Raw genomic sequence first — 23,602 nt, 5'->3', positions numbered from 1 at the left:
ATTTACACCCTCTCGCCGCGGAAAGGGCACCAGATCCGCACCAAATAAAAACCCGCCNNGCGGGTTTTTGATGTTTACTCCCTCTCCCCGTGGGAGAGGGTCGGGGTGAGGGCATCAGCCCGCACCGATCTTACGCCAATTGTTTACGGCTAATCAGCGGCCCGTCAATTCTCTTCATTGAACGGTCCAGCACCTCTTCGATCACCGACGACAGTTCGTTCAGCTCGAACTTCGCCACATACCCGTCGGCCTTCACTTTACGAATATGATCTTCGTTAGCATTTCCTGACAGTGAAGAGTGGATCACCACCGGAATGTCCTTCAGCACCGGGTCGGTTTTAATCTTACGCGTCAGCGTAAAGCCGTCCATCTCGGGCATTTCCAGGTCGGTCAGCACCAGCGAGATCTTGTCGGTGATCGGCACCCCTTCTGCCTGCGCCTGAGCCGCCAGCACGCCAATCTTTTCCCAGGCCTCTTTCCCGGTGATATGCAGCTGTGCCGGGATCGCCATCGCCTGCAGACCCTTCTCCAGCATCGAGCGCGCAACCTTCGAATCTTCCGCCACGATGGCCACCGCACCAGGTTTGATATTGAACTTGGTGGTTTTCAGGTTGGTAGCATGCAGATCGTGATTGGCCGGGGTGATATCGTACAGGATCTGTTCCACATCCAGCACCATCGCCAGATCGTTGGTGTCCGTCTGCTCGTCCAGGCAGGCAATACTAGTAATGTAACGGCCGCTGACGGCGGTTTCGGCAGCATGAACCTGCTTCCAGTCCAGACGCATAATGTTCTCGACGGACTCAACCGCAAATGCCTGTACGCTACGGGCGTATTCGGTAATCAGCAGGATATTGAGGCCGGTGGAGGGTTTACAGCCAGCCACGGCGGCCAGGTCGATAACCGGGATCACCTGGTCGCGAATATTCACCATCCCCATCAGCGGTGACTTCATACCCGCAGGTTTGGTGAACTCCGGCATCGGCACAATTTCACGCAGCTTAAATACGTTAATGCCAAACAGCTCGGACTTGTTTTCGTGCATCGAGGTGCCGAGACGGAACAGCAATAGCTCAAATCGGTTCGACAGGGTGAGATTCGCCCTGTCATCAATGTCTTTCTGGAAATTATCCATTTTACCCTCAAGTGAAATGCCTGCCTTTTAATCGTTATCGGCACGCGGAGGGAAAAGTGAAGGACTAAACGCTGACTTGAGTGAAATCGTCGGCTAACTCGGTATTCGCAAAGTATACACGGCACTCTGCCAGTAGCGCCTGGCAACCCTGCGCGTCATAGCGTGAGCTGACGTGGGTCACTATCAGCTTTTTCACCCCAGCCTGACGCGCTAATTGCGCCGCCTGGCGGGTAGAGCTGTGCCCACGACTGTTGGCTTTCTCTTCCATCGCCGTTTCCAGCGTGGCCTCGTGCACCAGCAAATCGACGCTCTCTGCCAGCAGATGTGCGGCAGGGCAGGGGGCGGTATCCCCGAAAATGGCCAGTTTCTTCCCGGGCAGTGGGGCAGAGAGATAATCCTGCCCATTAATTACGCGCCCGTCCTCCAGCGTCACGGTTTCGCCACGTTTCAGGCGCTGGAATAAGGGGCCGGGCACAATACCCTCGGCGACCAGGGCGGCCGCATCCAGCGCGCCCGGTTTATCTTGCTCCTCTATGCGGTAGCCATAGCACTCGACGGGATGATTAAGCGGCAGGGCAGTAACGCGGTACAGCCCATCATCCAGGACGATCCCTTCGCCTATCTCGATGATCTCAAGAGGGTAGTCCGTCCAGGAGCCGCTCAGACGCAGCGTGGTATCGACAAATTCGCGAATGCCTGCCGGGCCGTAGAGGGTCAGCGGCCGGGCATTGCCTGCCATCGAGCGACTACACAGCAAACCCGGCAGGCCGAAAAGGTGATCGCCGTGCAGGTGGGTAATAAAAATCTTATCGAGTTTGCCCGGATGATAAGCCGTTTCAAGCAGTTGATGCTGGGTGCCTTCGCCGCAGTCGAATAACCACAAACCTGCATGGGTAGGATGCTGTAAATCGAGCAGCATGGCCGTCACATTTCGTTGTCGTGTCGGTACGCCCGCAGACGTACCCAGAAAAAGCAGTTCCATAACGCGGTAACACCCTTTGCCGAACCGAAAGCATTTAGTATAACGGGATGATAACCCATAAGGAGCCTGACATGATTCAGTGGCAAGATTTACACCATCGCGAGCTTACCGTTTCGACCCTCTATGCCCTGCTTAAACTGCGCTGTGAAGTGTTCGTCGTTGAGCAAACCTGCCCCTATCTGGATATTGACGGTGACGATCTGGTGGGGGAGAACCGCCACATTTTGGGCTGGAGAGATAACGAACTGGTGGCGTATGCGAGGATTCTGAAAAGTGAGGATGATCTGGAGCCGGTGGCCATCGGGCGGGTGATCGTCAGCAGCAAAGCGCGGGGCGAAAAAATGGGATATCAACTGATGGAGCAAACGCTGGCTGCGTGTCAAAAACAGTGGCCTGACAAGGCGTTATATCTGGGGGCGCAGGCACATCTTCAGCCGTTCTATGCTCACTTTGGCTTCCGCCCGGTCACCGAAATCTATGACGAAGATGGCATTCCTCACGTCGGCATGGCGAAGGAAGCGTAACAGGCGAAATCGCCAGGCATTGTCTATAGTTAGCGAACTGGTACAACTACATGGAGATAACTATGTCATATCAATCCTGGGATTCTCGTGTCGATGACGATCTGGCGCTGTTAAGCGAAACGCTGGAAGAGGTACTGCGCTCTTCTGGCGATCCGGCCGATCAAAAATACATTGAGCTTAAAGCGCGCGCCGAGCAGGCGCTGCACGAAGTGAAGGCTCGCGTCAGTAATGCCTCCGATAACTATTACTATCGGGCGAAACAGGCGGTTTATCGCGCAGATGACTATGTGCATGAAAAACCGTGGCAAGGCGTTGGCGTCGGCGCGGCCGCAGGTCTGGTTCTGGGTCTCCTGCTCGCTCGCCGCTAATCGCACTCATCCTTCTCCCTGCTATATCGGGGGTACTGCCTTTTAATGCTAGTACCCCGTATAATGTAGGGTTTTAGCAGGGAGAGGTTTGCGTGCATTCAATGACTACCGCGCTGCAGGGACTCTGCAGCCAGCTTGACCAGGATATTCCCGCGACGCCAGGCTTACGCCAATATGACGTCACCTTCCCGCTTAATGATGCCTTCGACCCGCTCGCGTGGCTCAACGCGCAGCAATATTATCCGCAATTCTACTGGCAGCAGCGCAACGGCGATGAAGAGCTGGCGGCGCTGGGGGCTATTAAACGTTTTTCATCGCTGGCGGCCGCCCGGCAGTTTTTACATCTGTTTCCCGACAGCCCGGCTACCCGCATTGTCGGCTTAAACGCTTTTGATCCGCATCAGGGCGAACTCTTCCTGCCGCGGCTGACCTGGCAGCGGCATGGCGGGCGCGCCACTCTTCGCCTGCTGCTCTGGAGCGACACTTCTCTGCATGACGACGCTAAAACCGCCCGCGCATTTTTACTTTCGCTAAATGTCGCCAGGCCGATTGTTCCGCTCTCCCTGCACAGCGTGAGCGAAACGCATCTCCCTGACAAGGCCGCATGGTTAGCGCTGGTAACCAGCGCCACAGAGGCTATCGCCCGCCATGATTTTGACAAAGTGGTGCTGGCGCGGGCCACCGACCTGCAGTTTAACCGCCCGGTCAATCCTGCGGCACTGATGGCTGCCAGTCGGCGCGTTAACTTACGCTGCTTCCACTTCTTTATGCAGCTTGATGCTGATAACGCCTTTCTCGGTTCTACGCCTGAACGCCTGTGGCGGCGCAGGGGCGAGTTACTGCGCACCGAGGCACTGGCAGGCACCGTTGCCAGCCACAGCGATGATTATCGCGCGGGCCGCCTGGCCGACTGGCTGATGAACGACGACAAGAACCAGCGTGAAAACATGCTGGTGGTCGAAGATATCTGTCAGCGCTTGCAGCATCACACCCAGCCGCTGGAGGCGTTGCCCCCGCAGGTTGTGCGCCTGCGTAAAGTGCAGCATCTGCGTCGCTGCATCTGGACCGCACTACGACAGCCGGATGATGAACAGTGCCTGCTGTTGTTACAGCCGACCGCCGCCGTGGCGGGGTTGCCGCGTCAGGCGGCCTGGGACTTTATCGCCCATCATGAATCCTTTGACCGGGAGTGGTATGCCGGTTCCGCCGGGTATCTCAGCCTGGAGCAGAGCGAGTTTTGCGTGTCGCTGCGTTCAGCGCGGGTGGCGGCAAACCGTGTCCGTCTGTACGCCGGAGCGGGGATCGTCAGCGGCTCCGATCCCGAACAGGAGTGGCAAGAGATAGAAAACAAAGCCGCAGGGCTGCGCTCTTTGCTCCTTAGGGATTAAGTCAAAGTCGCGCAATACCGATTCATATCAAAATTACGATTTTTTCTATTATTTATACTGTGTCGCATATTTGATACCGGACAACCTCATGTCAGTAAGTTCTTTTAACCGGCGCTGGGCGACGGTCATTCTTGAAGCCCTGACTCGCCATGGCGTCAGGCATATTTGTATCGCACCGGGTTCCCGCTCTACGCCGCTGACGCTGGCCGCTGCCGACAACCCGGCTTTTATACATCACACCCATTTTGATGAGCGTGGTCTGGGACATCTGGCGCTTGGGCTGGCAAAAGCGAGCCGCGAGCCGGTGGCGGTAATTGTGACCTCCGGCACGGCGGTGGCTAACCTTTATCCGGCACTGATTGAGGCCGGGCTGACGGGGGAAAAACTGATCCTGCTGACCGCTGACCGTCCTCCGGAGTTGATCGACTGCGGCGCGAATCAGGCCATCCGCCAGCAGGCTATGTTCGCTACCCACCCCACACAAACGCTCTCTCTTCCTCGGCCAACGCGGGATATCCCCGCGCGCTGGCTGGTATCCACGGTCGATAACGCCGTGGGATCACTGCGTCAGGGCGCACTGCACATTAACTGTCCTTTCGCCGAGCCTTTGTATGGCGAAATGGATAATGCCGATCTTGACTGGCAGCAGGCGCTGGGCGACTGGTGGCAGAGCGATAAACCCTGGCTGCGCGCCCCCGCTGAGCTTGTCAGCCCGAAACAGCGCGACTGGTTCTTCTGGCGCCAGAAACGCGGGGTGATCGTGGCAGGCAGAATGAGCGCCGCCGAAGGAAAGCGGGTGGCCGAATGGGCCCAGACTCTGGGTTGGCCGCTGATTGGCGATGTGTTATCCCAGACCGGGCAGCCGTTACCCTGCGCCGACCTCTGGCTCGGAAATGCCCGCGCGGTGACCGAACTCCAGCAGGCGCAAATCGTTGTGCAGTTGGGCAGTAGCCTGACGGGCAAACGGCTGCTGCAGTGGCAGGCCACCTGCGAACCCGAAGAGTACTGGCTGGTCGAAAACCGCGAAGGGCGGCTCGATCCGGCCCACCACCGCGGGCGCCGCCTGGTATCGGGGGTTGCGGAGTGGCTGGACCTGCATCCGGCTGAAAAGCGTAAACCCTGGGCAACGGCCATTCCTGAACTCTCCCGCCAGGCCTGGGCGCTCGTCGAGCAACATAGCGAGCAGTTTGGTGAAGCGCAGCTGGCGCACCGTATCCGGCACTGTCTGCCCGAGCAGGGGCAGCTCTTTGTCGGTAATAGCCTTGTTGTCCGCCTGATCGACGCCTTTTCCCGGTTGCCGGCGGGCTATCCGGTTTACAGTAATCGGGGAGCAAGCGGCATCGACGGCTTGATCTCGACCGCTGCAGGGGTGCAGCGTGCGACCGCCAAAGCCACGCTGGCTATCGTGGGCGATCTCTCTGCGTTATACGATTTGAATGCGCTGGCGCTGCTGCGCCAGGCTTCGGCACCTTTTGTGCTGCTGGTGGTGAACAATAATGGCGGGCAAATTTTCTCTCTGTTACCCACACCGCCGCGCGAACGCGAGCAGTTCTACCTCATGCCGCAGAACATAAACTTTGAACATGCGGCGGCCATGTTTAGCCTTAAATACCAGCGCCCACAAAGCTGGGCCGAGCTTGATATGGCGCTTAACAGTGCCTGGAGTAAGCCGGGCGCCACGCTGATCGAGGTCGTTGTTAATGACAGCGACGGCGCGCAGATGCTACAGAACATGCTCGCACAGGTAAGCCACCTGTGATCCTCGCCGGAGAAGTGCAGGCGGGCACAGTCGGCCAACCCTGGCTGGTATTTCTGCATGGTTTTTCCGGCGATGCTGCCGAGTGGCAGCCGGTGGGCGAGCAACTTAGCGCTATGCCCCGGCTCTATCTTGACCTCCCGGGCCATGGCGGGTCGGCCGATATTGCGGTCGCGGATTTCGCCCAGGTCGATGCGCTACTGCGTGCTACGCTAATTAGTTACAACATACTAGATTACTGGCTAGTGGGGTACTCTCTCGGCGGCCGCATTGCAATGTATCATGCCTGTCAGGGGCCGAAAGGGCTGCGGGGCCTGATTGTCGAAGGCGCGCATCCGGGCCTGAGCCACCCTGACGAACGTCACCAGCGCAGGGTGTCGGATGCCGGCTGGGCGGAGCGGTTTCGCCATGAACCTCTGCCGGAAGTCTTTGCCGACTGGTATCAGCAGCCCGTTTTTGCCTCGCTCACGGCGGGGCAGCGCCAACAGCTCATTGCCCTGCGTAGTAAGAACAATGGCCGCACGCTGGCCGCCATGTTACAGGCCACTTCGCTTGCAGAGCAGCCGGACCTGCGTCCGGGCCTCAGTCAGCCCGCTTTCCCTTTTTATTATCTCTTTGGCGAGCGGGATAACAAATTCGCTCACATCGCTGGTGAACTTGCCGCCACCTGTTTCGCAATTCCTCATGCCGGACACAACGCCCATCGGGATAACCCCGCTGCGGTGACTGCCCGGCTGTATCAGATACTCCGACTTCCCGTTAAGGAAACGCTATGATCTATCCTGATGAAAACATGCTCTACGCACCGGTTGAATGGCAAGACTGCTCCGAAGGCTATACCGATATTCGCTATCACAAATCGGCTGATGGCATTGCCAAAATCACTATCAACCGCCCGCAGGTGCGCAACGCGTTTCGCCCGCTGACCGTAAAAGAGATGATTCAGGCGCTGGCGGATGCACGCTATGACGACAATATCGGCGTCATCGTCCTGACCGGTGAAGGTGACAAAGCTTTCTGCTCCGGCGGTGACCAGAAAGTGCGTGGCGATTACGGCGGATACCAGGATGATGCCGGTACGCACCACCTGAACGTGCTCGATTTCCAGCGCCAGATCCGCACCTGTCCAAAACCGGTTGTTGCCATGGTTGCGGGCTACTCCATCGGCGGCGGCCACGTGCTGCACATGATGTGTGACCTGACCATTGCCGCTGAAAACGCCATCTTCGGCCAGACCGGCCCGAAAGTCGGCTCGTTCGACGGCGGCTGGGGCGCGTCCTATATGGCTCGCATCGTGGGTCAGAAAAAAGCGCGCGAAATCTGGTTCCTGTGCCGTCAGTACAACGCTCAGGAAGCGCTGGATATGGGCCTTGTGAACACCGTGGTACCTATCGCCGATCTGGAAAAAGAGACCGTCCGCTGGTGTCGCGAAATGCTGCAAAACAGCCCTATGGCGCTGCGCTGTCTGAAGGCGGCACTCAATGCCGACTGCGATGGCCAGGCGGGTCTGCAGGAGCTGGCGGGTAACGCCACTATGCTGTTCTATATGACCGAAGAGGGTCAGGAAGGACGTAACGCGTTCAACGAAAAACGTCAGCCAGACTTCAGTAAATACAAACGGAACCCGTAATGCGTCGCGCGCAGGTTTACCGCTGGCAGATACCCATGGACGCGGGCGTGGTACTGCGTGAACGGCGATTAAAAACCCGTGACGGGCTGTTCGTGCATCTCCGGCAGGGCGAGCGCGAAGGGTGGGGCGAGGTTTCGCCCCTTCCGGGCTTTAGTCAGGAGTCGCTGGAGGAGGCGCAGGCTGCAGTGCTTGCCTGGGCGCGCGCCTGGCGCGAGGGGGCCGAACCGGCACTGCCGGACATCCCCTCCGCTGCCTTCGGTGTCAGCTGCGCGCTGGCTGAGCTTGAGGGCCGCTTGCCCGACGCGGCGAACTATCGCGCCGCACCGCTCTGTACCGGCGATCCGGATGAGCTATTTGCGCTGCTCTCCGCCATGCCCGGCGAAAAAGTGGCGAAAATTAAGGTCGGACTGTACGAAGCGGTGCGCGACGGCATGGTGGCGAATCTGCTGCTCGAAGCGATCCCCGATTTGCACCTGCGTCTGGACGCCAACCGCGCCTGGACGCCGCTCAAGGCTCAGCAGTTTGCGAAGTACGTTAATCCTGCGTACCGCAACCGTATCGCCTTCCTTGAAGAGCCCTGCAAAACCCGCGATGACTCCCGTGCCTTTGCCCGTGAAACGGGCATTGCAATTGCGTGGGATGAAAGCCTGCGCGAGGCGGATTTTGCATTCATTGCCGAGCCTGGCGTGAGCGCGGTGGTGATCAAACCCACGCTTACCGGCAGCCTGGAGAAAGTGCGCGAGCAGGTCGCGGCGGCCCATGCCGTAGGGCTGACGGCGGTGATCAGCTCGTCCATTGAGTCCAGCCTCGGACTGACTCAACTGGCGCGCCTCGCCGCGTGGTTAACACCGGAAACCATTCCGGGTCTCGACACGCTGAACCTGATGCAGGCGCAGCTGATCCGCACATGGCCGGACTGTGCTCTGCCGTGCCTCGGGGTCGAGGCGCTGGAGCCGTTGCTATGATCTTTACCGACTGGCCGTGGCGACACTGGCGCGCGCAGCGTGCGGATAAACCCGCGCTGCGGTTAAACGACGATGCGCTGAGCTGGCAGCAGCTGTGCGAGCGGGTGGACAGGCTGGCGACAGGCTTCCACCGTCAGGGGCTTGGTGAGGGCGACGGCGTGATGCTGCTCGCCCATAACCATCCTCAGACGCTGCTGGCGTGGCTGGCGCTGTTGCAGTGCGGCGCTCGTATTCTTCCGGTCAATCCGCAGCTTCCGCGCCCTCTGCTTGACGTCCTGATCCCGCAGATGACGCTGCGCTTCGCGCTGCTGCTTGACGGCGCGTTTGACGGGCTTTCGCGGCTCGCGCTGGATGACCAACCCGGTGATTATGCCGCCCCGTGGCAGCCGGAGCGTCTGGCGTCGATGACGCTCACTTCCGGCTCTACCGGCTTACCCAAGGCGGCGGTACACACCTGTGCGGCGCATCTTGCCAGCGCGGCAGGCGTGTTGTCGCTGATGCCTTACGGCGATGACGACGACTGGCTGCTCTCCCTGCCGCTGTTTCACGTCTCCGGCCAGGGGATTTTGTGGCGCTGGCTCCAGGCCGGGGCGCGTCTAACGGTGCGTGAGAAGCAGCCTCTGGAGCAGGCGCTACAGGGCTGCACCCACGCCTCGCTGGTGCCAACACAGCTGTGGCGACTGCTTAATGGCGAGTGCCGCATCGCGCTGAAAGCCGTGCTGCTTGGTGGGGCAGAAATCCCCGTTGAACTGACTGCACGGGCACGCGAAGCAGGTATTCGGACTTTTTGCGGCTATGGACTGACCGAGTTTGCCTCCACCGTCTGCGCCAAAGAGGCTGACGGCGCGCCGGACGTGGGTAGCGCGCTCCCGGGCAGAGAGGTGCAGGTGGTGAACGGTGAAGTCTGGATCAGGGCGCAGAGCATGGCGGCGGGCTACTGGCGAGACGGCGCGCTCTTGCCGCTGGTCAACGAGCAGGGCTGGTTTGCCACCCGCGATCGCGGTGAGTGGCACAACGGTCGCCTGACCATACTGGGCCGTATGGACAATCTCTTTTTCAGCGGGGGAGAGGGGATCCAGCCGGAATCGCTGGAGCGCGTCATCGTCACCCATCCGCAGGTAAACCAGGTGTTTATCGTCCCGCTGGACGACGCAGAGTTCGGGCAGCGCCCGGTCGCGGTCATGGAATGTGAGCCGGACACGGACATCACAGCGTTACCGGAGTGGGTTCAGGGCAAGCTGGCGCGCTTTGAACAGCCGATCCACTGGCTGGCGCTGCCGCCAGAGCTGAAAAATGGCGGGATAAAGATCTCCCGCCAGGCGTTAAAACAGTGGGTTAATGCCCTGCTGAGAAGATAGTTAGCCGAAATCCGGCTGTTCGGTGTACATTGCCAGACCCGGTGAGATGTTGTAGAGGGTAAGCGCCCACCTTCAGTTAACGCGCAGTGAAAATGCGCTTTTTATTGATGCTGTAAATACCGAAATTATCAAACCGTTACAAACTAATTGCCTGACGCACACAGAGTGCTTGATCCCAAAGACACGCAGGTTAAAATCTCGCGGTTTTGGGAGATCTCTACTTATTACGTGCGGGACACGACAATGAAAAAAGTGGCATTTTTGGGCGCAGGCCTGATGTTTGTTTCAGTAGCAGCAAACGCAATTTCCTTTAACGGCTCGGCGGGTAAAGAGTACACCCATCTGGGCTTTGGCCTGGGGACGGAAACCTCCGGCCTGGCGATGACGGGCGGCTGGACGCATAACGACGACGACGGCGATGCGGCAAGCCTCGGCCTTGGCCTGAACGTTCCGCTGGGGCCATTCCTGGCAACCGTGGGCGGTAAAGGTATCTACACCAACCCGAACGACGGTGACGAAGGATACGCGGCGGCCGTTGGCGGCGGACTGCAGTGGAAAATTGGCGACAGCTTCGGCCTGTTCGGCGAGTACTACTACTCTCCGGACTCGCTCTCCAGCGGTATCGACAGCTATCAGGAAGCTAACGCCGGTGCGCGCTGGACCATCATGCGTCCTGTTACCATCGAAGCAGGTTACCGCTATCTGAACCTGGCCGGTAAAAACGGCAACCGCGACAACGCCCTGGCCGACGGTCCATACGTGGGCGTGAGCGCAGGCTTCTAATCCCCCCGGCGCGGCGGCCTGCCGCGCCAGTTTATCGCTTCCCCCCTCTCCCAATTGCGCTATAGTGTTTTGACTATTAAAGCGGGAGAACACAATGATTAACGTGGAGATGTTATCCACCGGCGATGAAGTGCTGCATGGTCAAATTATCGATACCAATGCGGCCTGGCTCGCCGATTTATTCTTTGAACAGGGAATACCGTTAACGCGCCGCAATACGGTAGGCGACGACCTTGAGTCGCTGGTGAACATTCTGCGCGAACGCAGCGAGCACGCTGACGTGCTGATTGTGAACGGCGGCCTTGGCCCAACCGGGGACGATCTTAGCGCGCTGGCCGCCGCCACGGCGAAAGGCGAAGGGCTGGCCCTCCACGAAGCGTGGCTGGCGCAGATGGAGCGCTTTTTCACGGATCGCGGTCGCGTCATGGCCCCCAGCAACCGCAAGCAGGCCGAAATCCCGGCCAGCGCCGAGCTGGTGGATAACCCCGTCGGCACCGCCTGTGGCTTTGCCATTAAACTTAACCGCTGCCTGATGTTCTTCACCCCGGGCGTGCCGTCTGAATTTAAAGTGATGGTCGAGCAGCAAATTCTGCCGCGCCTGCGCGCGCGTTTCACTCTGCCTGAGCCGCCGCTGTGTCTGCGTTTGACCACCTTTGGCCGCTCTGAAAGCGATCTTGCCCAGAGCCTCGACAGCCTGCCGCTGCCGCCAGGCGTCTCGATGGGCTACCGCTCCTCCATGCCGATTATTGAACTGAAGCTGACCGGCCCGGCGACGCAAAAGGAGGCCATGCTGGCGCTATGGCCTGAGGTGCAGCGTGTGGCGGGAGAGAGCCTGATCTTTGAGGGAACAGAAGGGCTGCCTGCGCAGATTGCCCGCACCCTGAAGGCTCGCCAGCTGAGCGTCACGCTGAGCGAACAGTTCACCGGCGGGTTGCTGGCGCTGCAGCTTTCTCGGGCGGATGCGCCGCTGCTGGCCAGTGAAGTGGTGCCGTTCCAGCAGGAAACGCTGGCACAGACCGCGCGCTGGGCGGCCGAGCGCAGGGTTAAGCATTTCGCCGGGCTGGCGCTGGCCGTCGGCGGCGTGGATGACGAGCATCTTAATTTTGCTCTCGCGACGCCGGAAGGGACCCATGCGCTGCAGGTAAAAATGAGTATCACCCGCCACAGCCAGGCGGTGCGTCAGGAGGTATGTGCGATGATGGCGCTCAACATGCTGCGGCGCTGGCTGAACGGCAAACCGGTCGCCAGCGAGCATGGCTGGATCAATGTGGTTGATTCGCTGTTTGTTGAGTAACGGATGTGCCGGGGCGAACCGCCCCGGCAACGCTTAGCCCAGCGCCTTTGCCAGCAGGGTGATGGGATGTTCGCAGCGTTTGCTGGTAGACATTTCAATCTGCCATTTGCAGGTTTCGCAGTCGGTCACCACCAGATCGGCGCCACTCTTCTCTATCTTCCTGAACAGCGGCGCGCCAATCGCCTGCGATGTATCGTAGTTTTCACGCTTAAAACCGTAGGTGCCCGCTATCCCGCAGCAGCGCGAATCCAGCACCGTCAGCTCCAGCCCGGGGATCAGCCGCAGCAGCTCCAGCGTATACAGCGACCAGCCCATCTTTTCCATATGACATGGCGTGTGATAGACCACCTTCAGCGGCAGAGTGCCCAGCGGTAAGGTCTTCCCGCTGTCCAGCATGCGCCACAGAAACCGCGTTGCCAGTTCAATATGGTCGCGCAGATCGGTGTTATCCACGTCTAGCAGGTGGGGGTACTCATCGCGAAGGGTGAAGGTGCAGGTAGACGAGGTAGCCAGGACCGGTATCCCTTTCCCGACGATCGCATCGCGCAGGGAGGTGACGTTGCTGCGGGCCTGCCTGCGCGCTTTATCCGTAAAGCCGTTGGCAATCAGCGGTACGCCGCAGCACTTTTCCTTGCTGAGGAGCTGCACACCCGTGCCCATCGCGTTCAGCACTTTCAGCAGATCTTTTCCCAACTGCGGATGGTTGTAATTCACGTAGCAGCCATGGAAGAACGCTACCTGATCGGCAAAGCGGGTCTGCTCTGCCGCCACCGATTTGTACCAGCGACGGAAGGTGCCGTGGGAGTATTTGGGCAGGCTGCGGTGGTGGTCTATTTTCAGCGTCGCGTCGAGCAGCCGGCGTACCGGTTTCAGGGAGGTGGCGGCATTCACCAGCGGCGCGAAGGGCGTGGAAACGCTGCCCATCAGGTCGGTATGGCTGAGGATCGCATCGCGCAGCGTCGGTTTTTGCGTGCTGTACTGCGCCCGTGCGCGCTGGATGATGTCGCCGATTTTGACGTCTGACGGACAGGCCACCTCGCAGCGCTTGCAGTTAATGCAGTATTTCAGCGCATCATCGTAGAGTGCGGCGTCTTTCAGACGCAGGCGCTCGCCGTCAGGCCCGGCCTGTTTTGGGCCAGGATAACGCGGGTTCACGCCGCTGACCGGGCAGACCGTGGTACACACCGTGCATTTTATGCAGCTTTCGAAACGGCTATCGCTCATTGTTCTGCCTCCGTGCGTTGAATAATCTGCTCTGCGGCATGAAGCGCCGTGATAGCACACACGCCGCCGCCACAGCCCTGGGCAATCGGATCGTAGCCGCCCAGAATCGAGCCGATGGCGTAGAGACCGTTAAGCGACTGGCCGCTGAGCTGCGGGTGCAGGTGGTGATCAACAATCACGCCAAACTGCTGCCAGGGCTGCGGCGTAAAGAAATCACTCTGATACCAGTCCGAACGGGAGGCGCTCTGCCGGACATCCAGCCCCAGAATGGCTTCGCGGATCCCCTCGCGGGTACTCAGTAAGCCGTTACTGAAGAAGCTGCCGCTGGCCAGTACCACGGCGCGTGCGCGCAGCGGAATGTCACCGTGGTTTCGCGTCAACACCTCGCTGACGTCGTTATCAGATAGCGTGATCTTTTTCACCTCGTCACCCGCCATCCACACGCCGCCCTGGGCAATAAATTTTTGCTTAAGCTGCGTGTGCAGCCGAATACCCGGTACGGAAGGGGGAAGGGTAGGCAGCAAGCCGAGCGTGCACGGCAGGCGGTTCGACAGCCAGCGCCAGAGTCGATTGTCGGTGAGGCCAAAGCACGCAGGCATCAACAGGGCGTCACACTGTTCAGCGAGCGGCCTGAGCGCGTCATACAGCAGCGGCCAGTTATCGTCGTTATCCAGCAGCCGCGCGATATTCACTGCCCGAAACTCGCTGGGGTTTTCGCGCAGCACGTCCAGTTCGGGAAGGTCTATTTCCGCCGCCGTCGCGTTAATGCCGCGCTGACAGAGCGAGGCCGCCGCCAGGTGCGGCTGAAAATCAAGAAAACCGCCAATCCCCACCACCATTACGCGTTCTGCGCCGAACGGGGCGACAGGAACTTCTTCCGGGCTGAGCCACGCGGAACGCAGGGTGCCGAGCGGCGTCACACGCTGGTGATTTTTCTCAGCGCTGCCCTGCATCCGCGTGCCACAGGCGCTCAGCAGCCTTTCGGTTTCTTGCGCCAGGCGGGCAATGTTGTGCTCGCCGATCAGGCTGTAGGGATGCTCTGGGGCAAGTGCGCCGCGACAGGCATCGTCGAGGAGATCCAGCGATCCGGAAGAGAAGTGCAAAGCGCTCTGCCCGCGGGTGACGATGGCGCAGCGCAGACCACGTTGCGTGAGCGTGATCCCGCACAGTAGCCCTGCCAGCCCGCCGCCGACAATAACGGTATTAAATTTCATTATGTGGCTCCTTCTGCAGGCCGCAAAGTCCCTGATAAACCCAGCGGGTAAACTCGCTTTCGCGCAGGGCATCGCCCCAGGCAACGGGCTGAATGCCTTTCCAGCGTTCATTGAGGAAATCGCTGAGCTGGGTCAGGGACTGCGTTGAGGTGGTGGCGTGAAAGCGTTGCAGCAGCCCGGCGGCGCGACAGGCGCAAAGCTCGCCCTGACAGGTACCCATGCCGACGCGCGTGCGGCGGCGAAGATCGAGCAGCGTATTGACCGTCAGGTTCTCGACGGCATATTGCACCTCGCCTGCGGTCACCGCTTCGCACTCGCACACCAGGCTGCGGCTTAGTCGCCCCTCGCCAAGCCACTGCGGCGTTCTGTCGCCGTGGCGATAAATAGCAGAGCCGCGCAGCGGGGCGGGCAGGGAGATGATTTTCTGCAGCGTTTTCTCGGTGGACTGACGCGAGCCGGGCAGGGGCTGCTCTGCCGTGACGCACGGCGTGGTGTTACCCAGCTTGCGGCAGACCGCATCCGTGGCCCACTCCGCCATCAGGCGATAGGTCATGAGCTTGCCGCCGGTGATGGTGATAAAGCCCTCCATGCCGTCACGTTGGGCATGATCGAGCAGGACAATTCCCCGGCTGACGTTGCGCCCGCTGGGGTCGTTATCGCTGGCAACCAGCGGCCGCACGCCCGCATAGGCGCGCAAAATGCGGGTTTGCGCCATCACCGGAGCCAGTTTCTCGCCTTCGCGCAGCAGAATATCCACCTCTTCGGCCGTCACCCGGTTAATGTCAATCTCACTGTAATCGACGTGGGTAGAGGTGGTGCCGATAAGCGAAATGGTATCGCCCGGGACCAGAATATCGGCGTCGGAAGGCTTACGACAGCGGTTGATGACGTGGTTGTTGATGCGATGGTCGAGGATCAGCAGTGAACCTTTCGCCGGGAACATGCGGAGGGATAAGTCGGCGTATTCCGCGATGCGCTGCCCCCAGATCCCCGCCGCATTGATAACCACGGCGGCGTACAGTTCGCTGCGCTCGTTATATTGCGGGTCGAACACCCGCACGCCGCGCACAGTGTTGCCGTCGCGGATAAGCCCGGTGACTTCATGCCCGGTCAGAATGCGCGCGCCGTGTTCCCGTGCGTCCAGCATATTGGCGGCGGTCAGGCGAAACGGATCGACCGTGCCGTCGGGGACTTTCACCGCACCGGTGAGGGCCGGGTTGACAGACGGCTCCAGCCGACGCGCCAGCGCCGGGTCGATGGCCTCGGCCTGGATCCCTGCGGCCGTACAGGCGGTGATAAAGGTTTGCTGAAACGCGAGATCGTCTTCGGGGAGGGTAATGAACAGTCCGTTGGTCGGCTCGACGCAGTGGCGGGCGATGCGTTTCAGGATCTGGTTTTCCGTAATGCACTCCCGCGCCGACTCGCCGTCGGTTACCGCGTACCTCGCGCCGCTGTGCAGCAGGCCGTGGTTGCGGCCCGTGGCGCCTGTCGCAATATCATGGCGCTCCAGCAGGGTCACGCTCAGGCCACGCAGGGCACAGTCGCGGGCGATGCCGGCCCCGGTTGCGCCGCCGCCAATGATTATTACATCGCTGTAGCGAGGATCGAGAACCGTCATTGTCTTCCCTCTATGTTCGTTTTTTATCATTTAGCCACACTAAAAATGTGGTTTGTTTGATTTCGAACATAAACGCGCGTTATTCGAAAGTGAAACGTGATTTCATGCGCTATTTTGCGCATTCTGTCATATTTCTGTAACAATCTGTGCGTTGATTCACAGTAACAATCACCGTGATTTCTTAACATCCCCGCCTCTGGAATCGGGTGCGAAGCACCTTCTCATTCATCACAAGGCCACGGAGGCTGTCATGCTCAGTATCTTTAAACCTGCGCCGCATCGGGCGCGTCTGCCAGAGGCAGAGATAGATCCGCTTTACCGCCGTCTGCGTTGGCAAATCTTCCTGGGGATTTTCTTCGGGTACGCGGCGTATTATCTGGTACGTAAAAACTTCGCGCTCGCCATGCCGTATCTGGTAGAGCAGGGCTTCTCGCGCGGTGATTTAGGGTTTGCGCTCTCGGGGATCTCGATCGCCTACGGCTTTTCCAAGTTCATTATGGGGTCGGTGTCGGATCGCTCGAACCCGCGCGTGTTCCTGCCAGCCGGTTTGATTCTGGCGGCCGCAGTGATGTTGTTTATGGGCTTTGTGCCCTGGGCGACCTCCAGTATCGCGATTATGTTTGTGCTGCTGTTCCTCTGCGGCTGGTTCCAGGGGATGGGCTGGCCGCCGTGCGGACGCACCATGGTGCACTGGTGGTCGCAGAAAGAGCGTGGCGGAATTGTGTCGGTCTGGAACTGCGCGCATAACGTGGGCGGCGGTATCCCTCCGCTGCTGTTCCTGCTCGGGATGGCATGGTTCAACGACTGGAAAGCCGCGCTTTACATGCCGGCGTTTGGCGCGATCGTGGTAGCGATTATCGCCTTCGCCCTGATGCGCGATACGCCGCAGTCCTGCGGCCTGCCGCCAATCGAAGAGTATAAAAACGACTATCCGGACGACTATAGCGAACAGCATGAAGAGGAGCTGACGGCCAAACAGATCTTCATGAAATACGTGCTGCCCAACAAACTGCTGTGGTATATCGCGGTCGCTAACGTCTTTGTTTACCTGCTGCGCTACGGCATCCTCGACTGGTCGCCAACCTACCTGAAAGAGGTGAAACACTTCGCGCTGGATAAATCCTCCTGGGCCTACTTCCTGTATGAATATGCGGGTATCCCGGGCACGCTGATTTGTGGCTGGATGTCGGACAAGGTCTTCCGCGGCAACCGTGGTGCAACGGGTGTCTTCTTTATGACCCTGGTGACCATCGCCACCGTCGTTTACTGGCTTAACCCACCGGGCAACCCGGGCGTGGACATGGCCTGTATGATTGTGATCGGCTTCCTGATCTACGGCCCGGTGATGCTGATTGGCCTGCATGCCCTTGAGCTGGCACCGAAAAAAGCAGCAGGGACGGCGGCAGGCTTTACCGGCCTGTTTGGCTACCTTGGCGGCTCGGTCGCCGCAAGCGCCATTGTCGGCTATACCGTCGACTTCTTCGGCTGGGATGGCGGCTTCATGGTGATGATTGGCGGTAGCGTACTGGCGGTACTGCTGCTGATTGTTGTCATGATTGGTGAAAAACGTCATCACGCCGAAATACAGGCACGTCGTCAATAAGGAGCATTACGATGAAACTGACTCAACTCGCGACCGGCCTGCTGCTGGCCAGTGCCATGACAGGCTCGGCGCTGGCGGCAGACAAGATTGTCATTGCTCACCGCGGCGCCAGCGGCTATCTGCCCGAGCATACGCTGCCAGCGAAAGCGATGGCTTACGCGCAGGGGGCGGATTATCTTGAGCAGGATCTGGTGATGACCCGGGACGACCATCTGGTCGTCCTGCATGACCACTATCTTGACCGCGTTACCGATGTCGCCGACCGTTTTCCCGACCGTGCCCGCAAGGACGGCCGTTATTACGCCATCGACTTCACGCTTGACGAGATCCGCTCGCTGAAATTTACCGAAGGCTTCGAGATTGAAAACGGCAAGAAGGTACAGGTCTATCCGGGGCGTTTCCCGATGGGCAAATCCGACTTCCGCATTCATACCTTTGAAGAGGAAATCGAGTTTGTGCAGGGGCTGAACCACTCTACCGGTAAAAACATCGGCATCTACCCGGAGATCAAAGCGCCGTGGTTCCATCATCATGAAGGGAAGGACATTGCGGCGAAAACGCTGGATGTGCTGAAGCAGTACGGCTACACCAGTAAGAAGGATAAGGTCTACCTCCAGTGCTTTGATGCGGCTGAACTCAAGCGCATTAAAACCGAGCTGGAACCGAAGCGGGGGATGGATCTCAACCTGGTGCAGCTGATTGCCTATACCGACTGGAATGAAACGCAGGAGAAGCAGCCGGACGGCAAGTGGGTTAACTACAACTACGACTGGATGTTTAAGCCGGGCGCGATGAAGCAGATTGCCCAATACGCCGACGGCATCGGGCCGGATTACCACATGCTGGTGGCGGAGGGCTCAACGCCGGGTCACATAAAGCTGACGGCAATGGTCAAAGAGGCGCATGCGAACCATATGCAGGTCCATCCTTTTACGGTGCGAGCCGACCAGCTGCCTGATTATGCGACGGACGTGAACCAGCTTTACAACGTGCTGTACAACCAGGCAGACGTAGATGGGCTGTTTACGGATTTCCCCGATAAGGCTGTGGAATTTTTGAATCACAAGCGTTAATGACAGACGTTACCTCATCCGGCCTGCGATTTCGCAGGCCGGGACCGCCGAACCTTCGCCACTAACCCTTTACGCAGCCTTACTCCGTTCGCCTATCCTGCCTGCCATGAATAAAGCCTTTATTAAGTGGGACGTTGTCTGCTTCCCGACACAAATTGTTGAGATTTTTCCTAATCATCCTGGTTATCATAAGGCTGATTATTTACCTGTGAATAGTAACGGATGGTACAGCATGAACATGGCTGCAAAAGATAAAGAATTTAGCCATTGGTGGGCCACAGAAGGCGACTGGGTTGAAGAACCGAACTTTCGGCGTAAGGGAATGAGCGGCGTGCAATGTGTCGAGCGTGACGGCAAAAAGCTATATGTCAAACGCATGACGCACCATCTGTTCCACTCCTTACGTTACCCTTTTGGCCGCCCCACCATTGTTCGTGAGATCAGCGTTATCCACGATCTGGAAAAAGCGGGTGTGATCGTTCCTAAGATCGTTTATGGCAAAGCGATGAAGGTCGAGGGTGAATGGCGTGCCCTGCTGGTCACCGAAGATATGGCGGGATTTATCAGTATTGCTGACTGGTATCATCAGCACGCAATTACGCCGTTCCCGGACGAGGTGCGTGACGCCATGCTAAAAGCGGTCGCCCTGGCGTTCAAAAAAATGCATAGCGTTAACCGCCAGCATGGTTGCTGCTATGTACGTCATATCTATGTGAAGACCGAAGGGGTGGTCGAGGCAGGATTTCTCGATCTTGAGAAGAGCCGCCGTCGTCTGCGCCGTCATAAGGCTGCGAATCACGACTTCCGGCAGCTGGAAAAATATCTGGACCCGATTCCGAAGCGTGACTGGGAACAGGTCAAAGCGTATTACTACGCGATGTAATCGCTGTTACATCTCGATCTCAATATCCCCTTTAGCCCTGCAGCAGCAGGGCAAAATTTCCCCTTCGCTGATGAAGGCCAGCGGTTCGGCAATCCAGTCTACCTGACCGGACACCAGGCGACAGCGGCAAGAGCCGCAGTAACCTTCACGACACTGGTATTCTACTTCAACCTGATGCGACTCAAGAGCAATCAGCAGGGAGGGGTGCTCATCCCGGCACATAACCTCTGTGCCGGAAAGGCGAAGCGTCACGCGGCTCATCAGAGCTGGAAGTCGCTCAGGTCGTCGGTATTGACTTCAGAGTCAATCTGACCGACCAGGTAAGAGCTCACCTCCACTTCCTGCGGCGCAACCTGCACATTGTCAGAGACTAGCCAGGTGTTGATCCACGGAATCGGGTTAGAGCGCGTCTGGAACGGCAGGTCAAGGCCCACCGCCTGCATACGGATATTGGTAATGTACTCGACGTACTGGCAGAGAATATCTTTGTTCAGGCCAATCATGGAGCCGCCCTGGAACAGATACTCTGCCCACTCTTTTTCCTGCACTGCAGCCTGAACGAACAGGTCGTAGCTCTCCTGTTTGCACTCTTCTGCGATCTCGGCCATTTCCGGATCGTCTACACCGCTGCGCAGCAGGTTCAGCATATGCTGAGTACCTGTCAAATGCAGGGCTTCGTCACGGGCAATCAGGCGGATGATTTTGGCGTTGCCTTCCATCAGTTCACGTTCAGCAAAGGCGAAGGAGCAGGCGAAACTGACGTAGAAGCGGATCGCTTCCAGCGCGTTCACGCTCATCAGGCACAGGTACAGTTTTTTCTTCAGCTCGCGCAGGCTCACGGTGACGGTTTTACCGTTAACGGTGTGCGTACCTTCGCCCAGCAGATGCCAGTAGCTGGTCATCTCAATCAGATCGTCGTAGAAGTGAGAGATGCCCTCTGCGCGCTTCAGGATCTGGTCGTTCGTCACGATATCATCAAACACAATCGCCGGATCGTTAACGATATTACGGATGATATGGGTATAGGAGCGTGAGTGGATCGTCTCGGAAAACGCCCAGGTCTCAACCCAGGTTTCCAGCTCCGGAATAGAGATCAACGGCAGCAGCGCCACGTTCGGGCTACGTCCCTGAATAGAGTCCAGCAGCGTCTGGTATTTCAGGTTGCTGAGGAAGATATGCTTCTCATGCTCTGGCAATGCCTGGAAATCGATGCGATCGCGTGAAACGTCCACTTCTTCCGGGCGCCAGAAGAAGGAGAGTTGCTTTTCAATCAGCTTTTCGAAGATGTCATATTTTTGCTGATCGTAGCGTGCCACGTTGACCGGCTGGCCGAAAAACATCGGCTCTTTGAGCTGGTCATTTTTCGTCTGTGAAAAGGTGGTGTATGCCATGAATGTGTCCTGTGGTGTTATTTCCCTCACCCCGGCCCTCTCCCACAGGGAGAGGGGGAAAGAGTTCCCTCTCCTTGTAAGAGAGGGTTAGGGTGAGGGGATTTATTAGATCTTACATGCGCCGCTTTCGCAGCCATCATCCTGGATAGAAGGAGCCAGGTCATCCTGTGCATCTTCTGCACCGTCACGGGTGTTTTGATAGTACAGGGTTTTCACGCCAAATTTGTAAGCGGTAAGCAGGTCTTTCAGCAACTGCTGCATCGGCACTTTTCCGGACGGGAAACGTGACGGGTCATAGTTAGTATTCGCCGAGATCGCCTGATCGATGAACTTCTGCATGATACCCACCAGTTGCAGGTAGCCGTCGTTGTTCGGCATTTCCCACAGCAGTTCGTAGTTGTTTTTCAGCAGTTCATAATCCGGCACCACCTGGCGCAGGATGCCATCTTTCGACGCCTTAATGCTCACGTGGCCGCGCGGCGGCTCAATGCCGTTAGTGGCGTTAGAGATCTGCGAAGAGGTCTCGGACGGCATCAGGGCAGAGAGCGTAGAGTTACGCAGGCCGTGGGTCTTGATGGACTCACGAAGCGCGTCCCAGTCCAGGTGCAGCGGCTCGCTGACAATCGCATCCAGGTCTTTCTTGTAGGTGTCGATTGGCATAATGCCTTTTGCATAGGTGGTTTCATTGAACCACGGGCAAGCACCTTGCTCTTTCGCCAGTTCGTTAGAGGCTTTCAGCAAGTAGTACTGAATGGCTTCAAACGTCTCATGGGTCAGGTTGTTGGCGCTGCCATCGGAGTAACACTTACCGTTCTTCGCCAGCCAGTAGGCGAAGTTGATGACACCAATACCCAGGGTACGACGACCCATTGCACCGCGTTTGGCCGCCGGGATTGGATAATCCTGGTAATCCAGCAGGGCGTCGAGCGCGCGAACCGCCAGTACCGCCAGCTCTTCCAGCTCGGACAGGCTCTTGATCGCGCCCAGGTTAAACGCGGAGAGCGTACAGAGCGCGATCTCGCCGTTTTCGTCGTTCACATCGTCCAGCGGTTTGGTCGGCAGCGCGATTTCGAGGCACAGGTTAGACTGACGCACCGGGGCAATCGCCGGATCGAACGGGCTGTGGGTGTTGCAGTGGTCAACGTTCTGAATGTAGATACGGCCAGTCGAAGCACGTTCCTGCATCATCAGGGAGAAGAGATCGACCGCTTTCACGCGCTGCTTACGAATGCTGTCATCTTTTTCGTATTTGGTGTACAGACGCTCAAACTCGTCCTGATCGGCAAAGAAAGCGTCGTACAGGCCCGGTACGTCGGACGGGCTAAACAGGGTGATGTCTTCGCCCTTCAGCAGACGGGTGTACATCAGTTTGTTGATCTGTACGCCGTAGTCCATGTGACGCACGCGGTTGCCTTCCACGCCACGGTTATTTTTCAGTACCAGCAGGCTTTCCACTTCCAGGTGCCACATTGGGTAGAAGAGGGTAGCCGCACCGCCGCGCACGCCGCCCTGAGAGCAGGACTTCACGGCGGTCTGGAAATGTTTATAGAACGGAATACAGCCGGTGTGGAACGCTTCACCGCCGCGAATAGGGCTACCCAGCGCACGAATACGGCCCGCGTTGATACCAATGCCGGCACGCTGGGAGACATATTTCACAATGGCGCTGGAGGTGGCGTTAATGGAATCCAGGCTATCGCCGCATTCGATCAGTACGCAAGAGCTGAACTGACGCGTTGGGGTACGCACGCCAGACATGATTGGCGTAGGCAGCGAAATTTTAAAGGTGGAGACCGCATCATAGAAACGCTTCACGTATTCCAGACGGGTGTCACGCGGATAGTTAGAGAACAGGCAAGCGGCAACCAGAATATAGAGGAACTGTGCGCTTTCGTAGATCTCACCGGTCACGCGGTTCTGCACCAGGTATTTGCCTTCCAGCTGCTTAACGGCAGCATAGGAGAAGTTCATGTCACGCCAGTGGTCGATAAACCCGTCCATCTGCTTGAACTCTTCTTCCGTGTAGTCTTCCAGCAGATGCGTGTCGTACTTGCCCAGCTCGACCATTTTCACGACGTGATCGTACAGGGCTGGAGGTTCAAACTGACCGTAGGCTTTTTTGCGCAGATGGAAGATGGCCAGACGTGCCGCCAGGTACTGATAATCCGGCGCTTCGCGGGAGATCAAATCTGCCGCGGCTTTGATGATGGTCTCGTGGATATCAGAGGTTTTAATGCCATCGTAGAACTGGATGTGCGATCGCAGTTCGACCTGGGAGATTGATACGTTATTCAGTCCTTCTGCTGCCCAGTCGAGAACACGATGGATTTTGTCCAGATTGATACGCTCGGTTGCACCGTCGCGCTTTGTCACCAGCAGACTCTGATTCATGTGGGTTTTTACCTGTCCGTGA

21 protein-coding genes are annotated in these 23,602 nt (G+C 58.2%); 13 read left to right on the top strand and 8 right to left on the bottom strand.

Translation table 11 applies throughout. The features are described from left to right. Positions 1–130: 130 nt before the first annotated feature. The gene (locus B2Q93_RS16865) at positions 131–1,135 is read right to left on the bottom strand and encodes a chemotaxis protein (RefSeq protein ID WP_040074689.1); all 1,005 of its coding nucleotides are present in this window, start codon (positions 1,133–1,135) and stop codon (positions 131–133) included. A 64-nt stretch (positions 1,136–1,199) separates the two neighbouring features. Beyond that, positions 1,200–2,117: a ribonuclease Z gene (gene rnz, locus B2Q93_RS16860; RefSeq protein WP_286933829.1), complete on the bottom strand. Its 918-nt coding sequence runs from the start codon at positions 2,115–2,117 to the stop codon at positions 1,200–1,202. A gap of 71 nt (positions 2,118–2,188) precedes the next feature. Between rnz and B2Q93_RS16855 the strand changes: the two genes are divergently transcribed. From B2Q93_RS16855 to B2Q93_RS16810, 10 genes are all read left to right on the top strand, one after another. Next, positions 2,189–2,641, top strand: a complete 453-nt coding sequence (locus B2Q93_RS16855) for a GNAT family N-acetyltransferase (RefSeq protein ID WP_046884691.1) — start codon at positions 2,189–2,191, stop codon at positions 2,639–2,641. A 62-nt stretch (positions 2,642–2,703) separates the two neighbouring features. Continuing rightward, on the top strand, positions 2,704–3,009 hold the full coding sequence (gene elaB / locus B2Q93_RS16850; protein WP_040074693.1) for a stress response protein ElaB: 306 nt from the start codon (positions 2,704–2,706) through the stop codon (positions 3,007–3,009). Positions 3,010–3,101: 92 nt separating this feature from the next. Further along, entirely contained in the window at positions 3,102–4,397 is a 1,296-nt protein-coding gene (gene menF, locus B2Q93_RS16845; protein ID WP_286933828.1) for an isochorismate synthase MenF, read from the top strand. Between the two features lie 88 nt (positions 4,398–4,485). Further along, complete coding sequence (menD, locus tag B2Q93_RS16840) at positions 4,486–6,156, top strand: 2-succinyl-5-enolpyruvyl-6-hydroxy-3-cyclohexene-1-carboxylic-acid synthase (protein WP_286933826.1); 1,671 nt, start codon at positions 4,486–4,488, stop codon at positions 6,154–6,156. Continuing rightward, positions 6,153–6,929 carry a 2-succinyl-6-hydroxy-2,4-cyclohexadiene-1-carboxylate synthase gene (gene menH, locus B2Q93_RS16835; protein WP_286933825.1) on the top strand — a complete coding sequence of 259 codons (777 nt, stop codon included), beginning with the start codon at positions 6,153–6,155 and terminating at the stop codon, positions 6,927–6,929. The genes menD and menH overlap by 4 nt, the downstream gene beginning before the upstream one ends. After that, entirely contained in the window at positions 6,926–7,783 is an 858-nt protein-coding gene (gene menB / locus B2Q93_RS16830; protein WP_029740930.1) for a 1,4-dihydroxy-2-naphthoyl-CoA synthase, read from the top strand. Before menH ends, menB begins: the two co-directional genes overlap by 4 nt. Further along, on the top strand, positions 7,783–8,748 hold the full coding sequence (menC, locus tag B2Q93_RS16825; protein ID WP_286933823.1) for an o-succinylbenzoate synthase: 966 nt from the start codon (positions 7,783–7,785) through the stop codon (positions 8,746–8,748). The genes menB and menC overlap by 1 nt, the downstream gene beginning before the upstream one ends. Further along, complete coding sequence (menE, locus tag B2Q93_RS16820) at positions 8,745–10,106, top strand: o-succinylbenzoate--CoA ligase (RefSeq protein ID WP_286933822.1); 1,362 nt, start codon at positions 8,745–8,747, stop codon at positions 10,104–10,106. Before menC ends, menE begins: the two co-directional genes overlap by 4 nt. Positions 10,107–10,349: 243 nt before the next feature. Further along, entirely contained in the window at positions 10,350–10,889 is a 540-nt protein-coding gene (locus B2Q93_RS16815) for a YfaZ family outer membrane protein (RefSeq protein WP_046884697.1), read from the top strand. A 94-nt stretch (positions 10,890–10,983) separates the two neighbouring features. Further along, positions 10,984–12,183: a nicotinamide mononucleotide deamidase-related protein YfaY gene (locus tag B2Q93_RS16810; RefSeq protein ID WP_286933820.1), complete on the top strand. Its 1,200-nt coding sequence runs from the start codon at positions 10,984–10,986 to the stop codon at positions 12,181–12,183. Between the two features lie 33 nt (positions 12,184–12,216). Here the strand turns inward: B2Q93_RS16810 and glpC are convergent, their stop codons facing one another. Genes glpC through glpA form a run of 3 tightly spaced genes read right to left on the bottom strand, consistent with a single transcriptional unit; the run spans position 12,217 to position 16,239 of the window. Next, positions 12,217–13,407 carry an anaerobic glycerol-3-phosphate dehydrogenase subunit GlpC gene (gene glpC / locus B2Q93_RS16805; RefSeq protein ID WP_286933819.1) on the bottom strand — a complete coding sequence of 397 codons (1,191 nt, stop codon included), beginning with the start codon at positions 13,405–13,407 and terminating at the stop codon, positions 12,217–12,219. Continuing rightward, positions 13,404–14,621: a glycerol-3-phosphate dehydrogenase subunit GlpB gene (gene glpB / locus B2Q93_RS16800; RefSeq protein WP_286933818.1), complete on the bottom strand. Its 1,218-nt coding sequence runs from the start codon at positions 14,619–14,621 to the stop codon at positions 13,404–13,406. Before glpB ends, glpC begins: the two co-directional genes overlap by 4 nt. Beyond that, a complete protein-coding gene (gene glpA, locus B2Q93_RS16795; RefSeq protein WP_286933817.1) occupies positions 14,611–16,239 on the bottom strand; it encodes an anaerobic glycerol-3-phosphate dehydrogenase subunit A in 1,629 nt (542 codons plus the stop codon). Before glpA ends, glpB begins: the two co-directional genes overlap by 11 nt. Before the next feature lie 250 nt (positions 16,240–16,489). Between glpA and glpT the strand changes: the two genes are divergently transcribed. The 3 genes from glpT to inaA all read left to right on the top strand — a co-directional run bounded on the left by glpT (position 16,490) and on the right by inaA (position 19,798). Beyond that, positions 16,490–17,842: a glycerol-3-phosphate transporter gene (gene glpT / locus B2Q93_RS16790; RefSeq protein ID WP_006176478.1), complete on the top strand. Its 1,353-nt coding sequence runs from the start codon at positions 16,490–16,492 to the stop codon at positions 17,840–17,842. A gap of 11 nt (positions 17,843–17,853) precedes the next feature. Continuing rightward, positions 17,854–18,915, top strand: a complete 1,062-nt coding sequence (glpQ, locus tag B2Q93_RS16785) for a glycerophosphodiester phosphodiesterase (RefSeq protein WP_286933816.1) — start codon at positions 17,854–17,856, stop codon at positions 18,913–18,915. A gap of 232 nt (positions 18,916–19,147) precedes the next feature. Next, entirely contained in the window at positions 19,148–19,798 is a 651-nt protein-coding gene (inaA, locus tag B2Q93_RS16780) for a lipopolysaccharide kinase InaA (RefSeq protein ID WP_046884703.1), read from the top strand. 6 nt (positions 19,799–19,804) lie between these two features. Here inaA and yfaE read toward each other — a convergent pair whose 3' ends face one another. The 3 genes from yfaE to nrdA form a co-directional block, all read right to left on the bottom strand. Further along, entirely contained in the window at positions 19,805–20,059 is a 255-nt protein-coding gene (gene yfaE / locus B2Q93_RS16775) for a class I ribonucleotide reductase maintenance protein YfaE (RefSeq protein ID WP_040074722.1), read from the bottom strand. Beyond that, positions 20,059–21,189, bottom strand: a complete 1,131-nt coding sequence (gene nrdB / locus B2Q93_RS16770) for a class Ia ribonucleoside-diphosphate reductase subunit beta (RefSeq protein ID WP_040074723.1) — start codon at positions 21,187–21,189, stop codon at positions 20,059–20,061. The genes yfaE and nrdB overlap by 1 nt, the downstream gene beginning before the upstream one ends. Before the next feature lie 105 nt (positions 21,190–21,294). After that, a complete protein-coding gene (gene nrdA / locus B2Q93_RS16765; RefSeq protein ID WP_286933814.1) occupies positions 21,295–23,580 on the bottom strand; it encodes a class 1a ribonucleoside-diphosphate reductase subunit alpha in 2,286 nt (761 codons plus the stop codon). Positions 23,581–23,602: the final 22 nt, after the last annotated feature.

The organism is Leclercia sp. UBA5958 (genome assembly GCF_002430365.1).
GTDB classification, from domain to species: domain Bacteria; phylum Pseudomonadota; class Gammaproteobacteria; order Enterobacterales; family Enterobacteriaceae; genus Enterobacter; species Enterobacter pneumoniae.
This window is presented reverse-complemented; position numbering and strand designations above follow the sequence as displayed.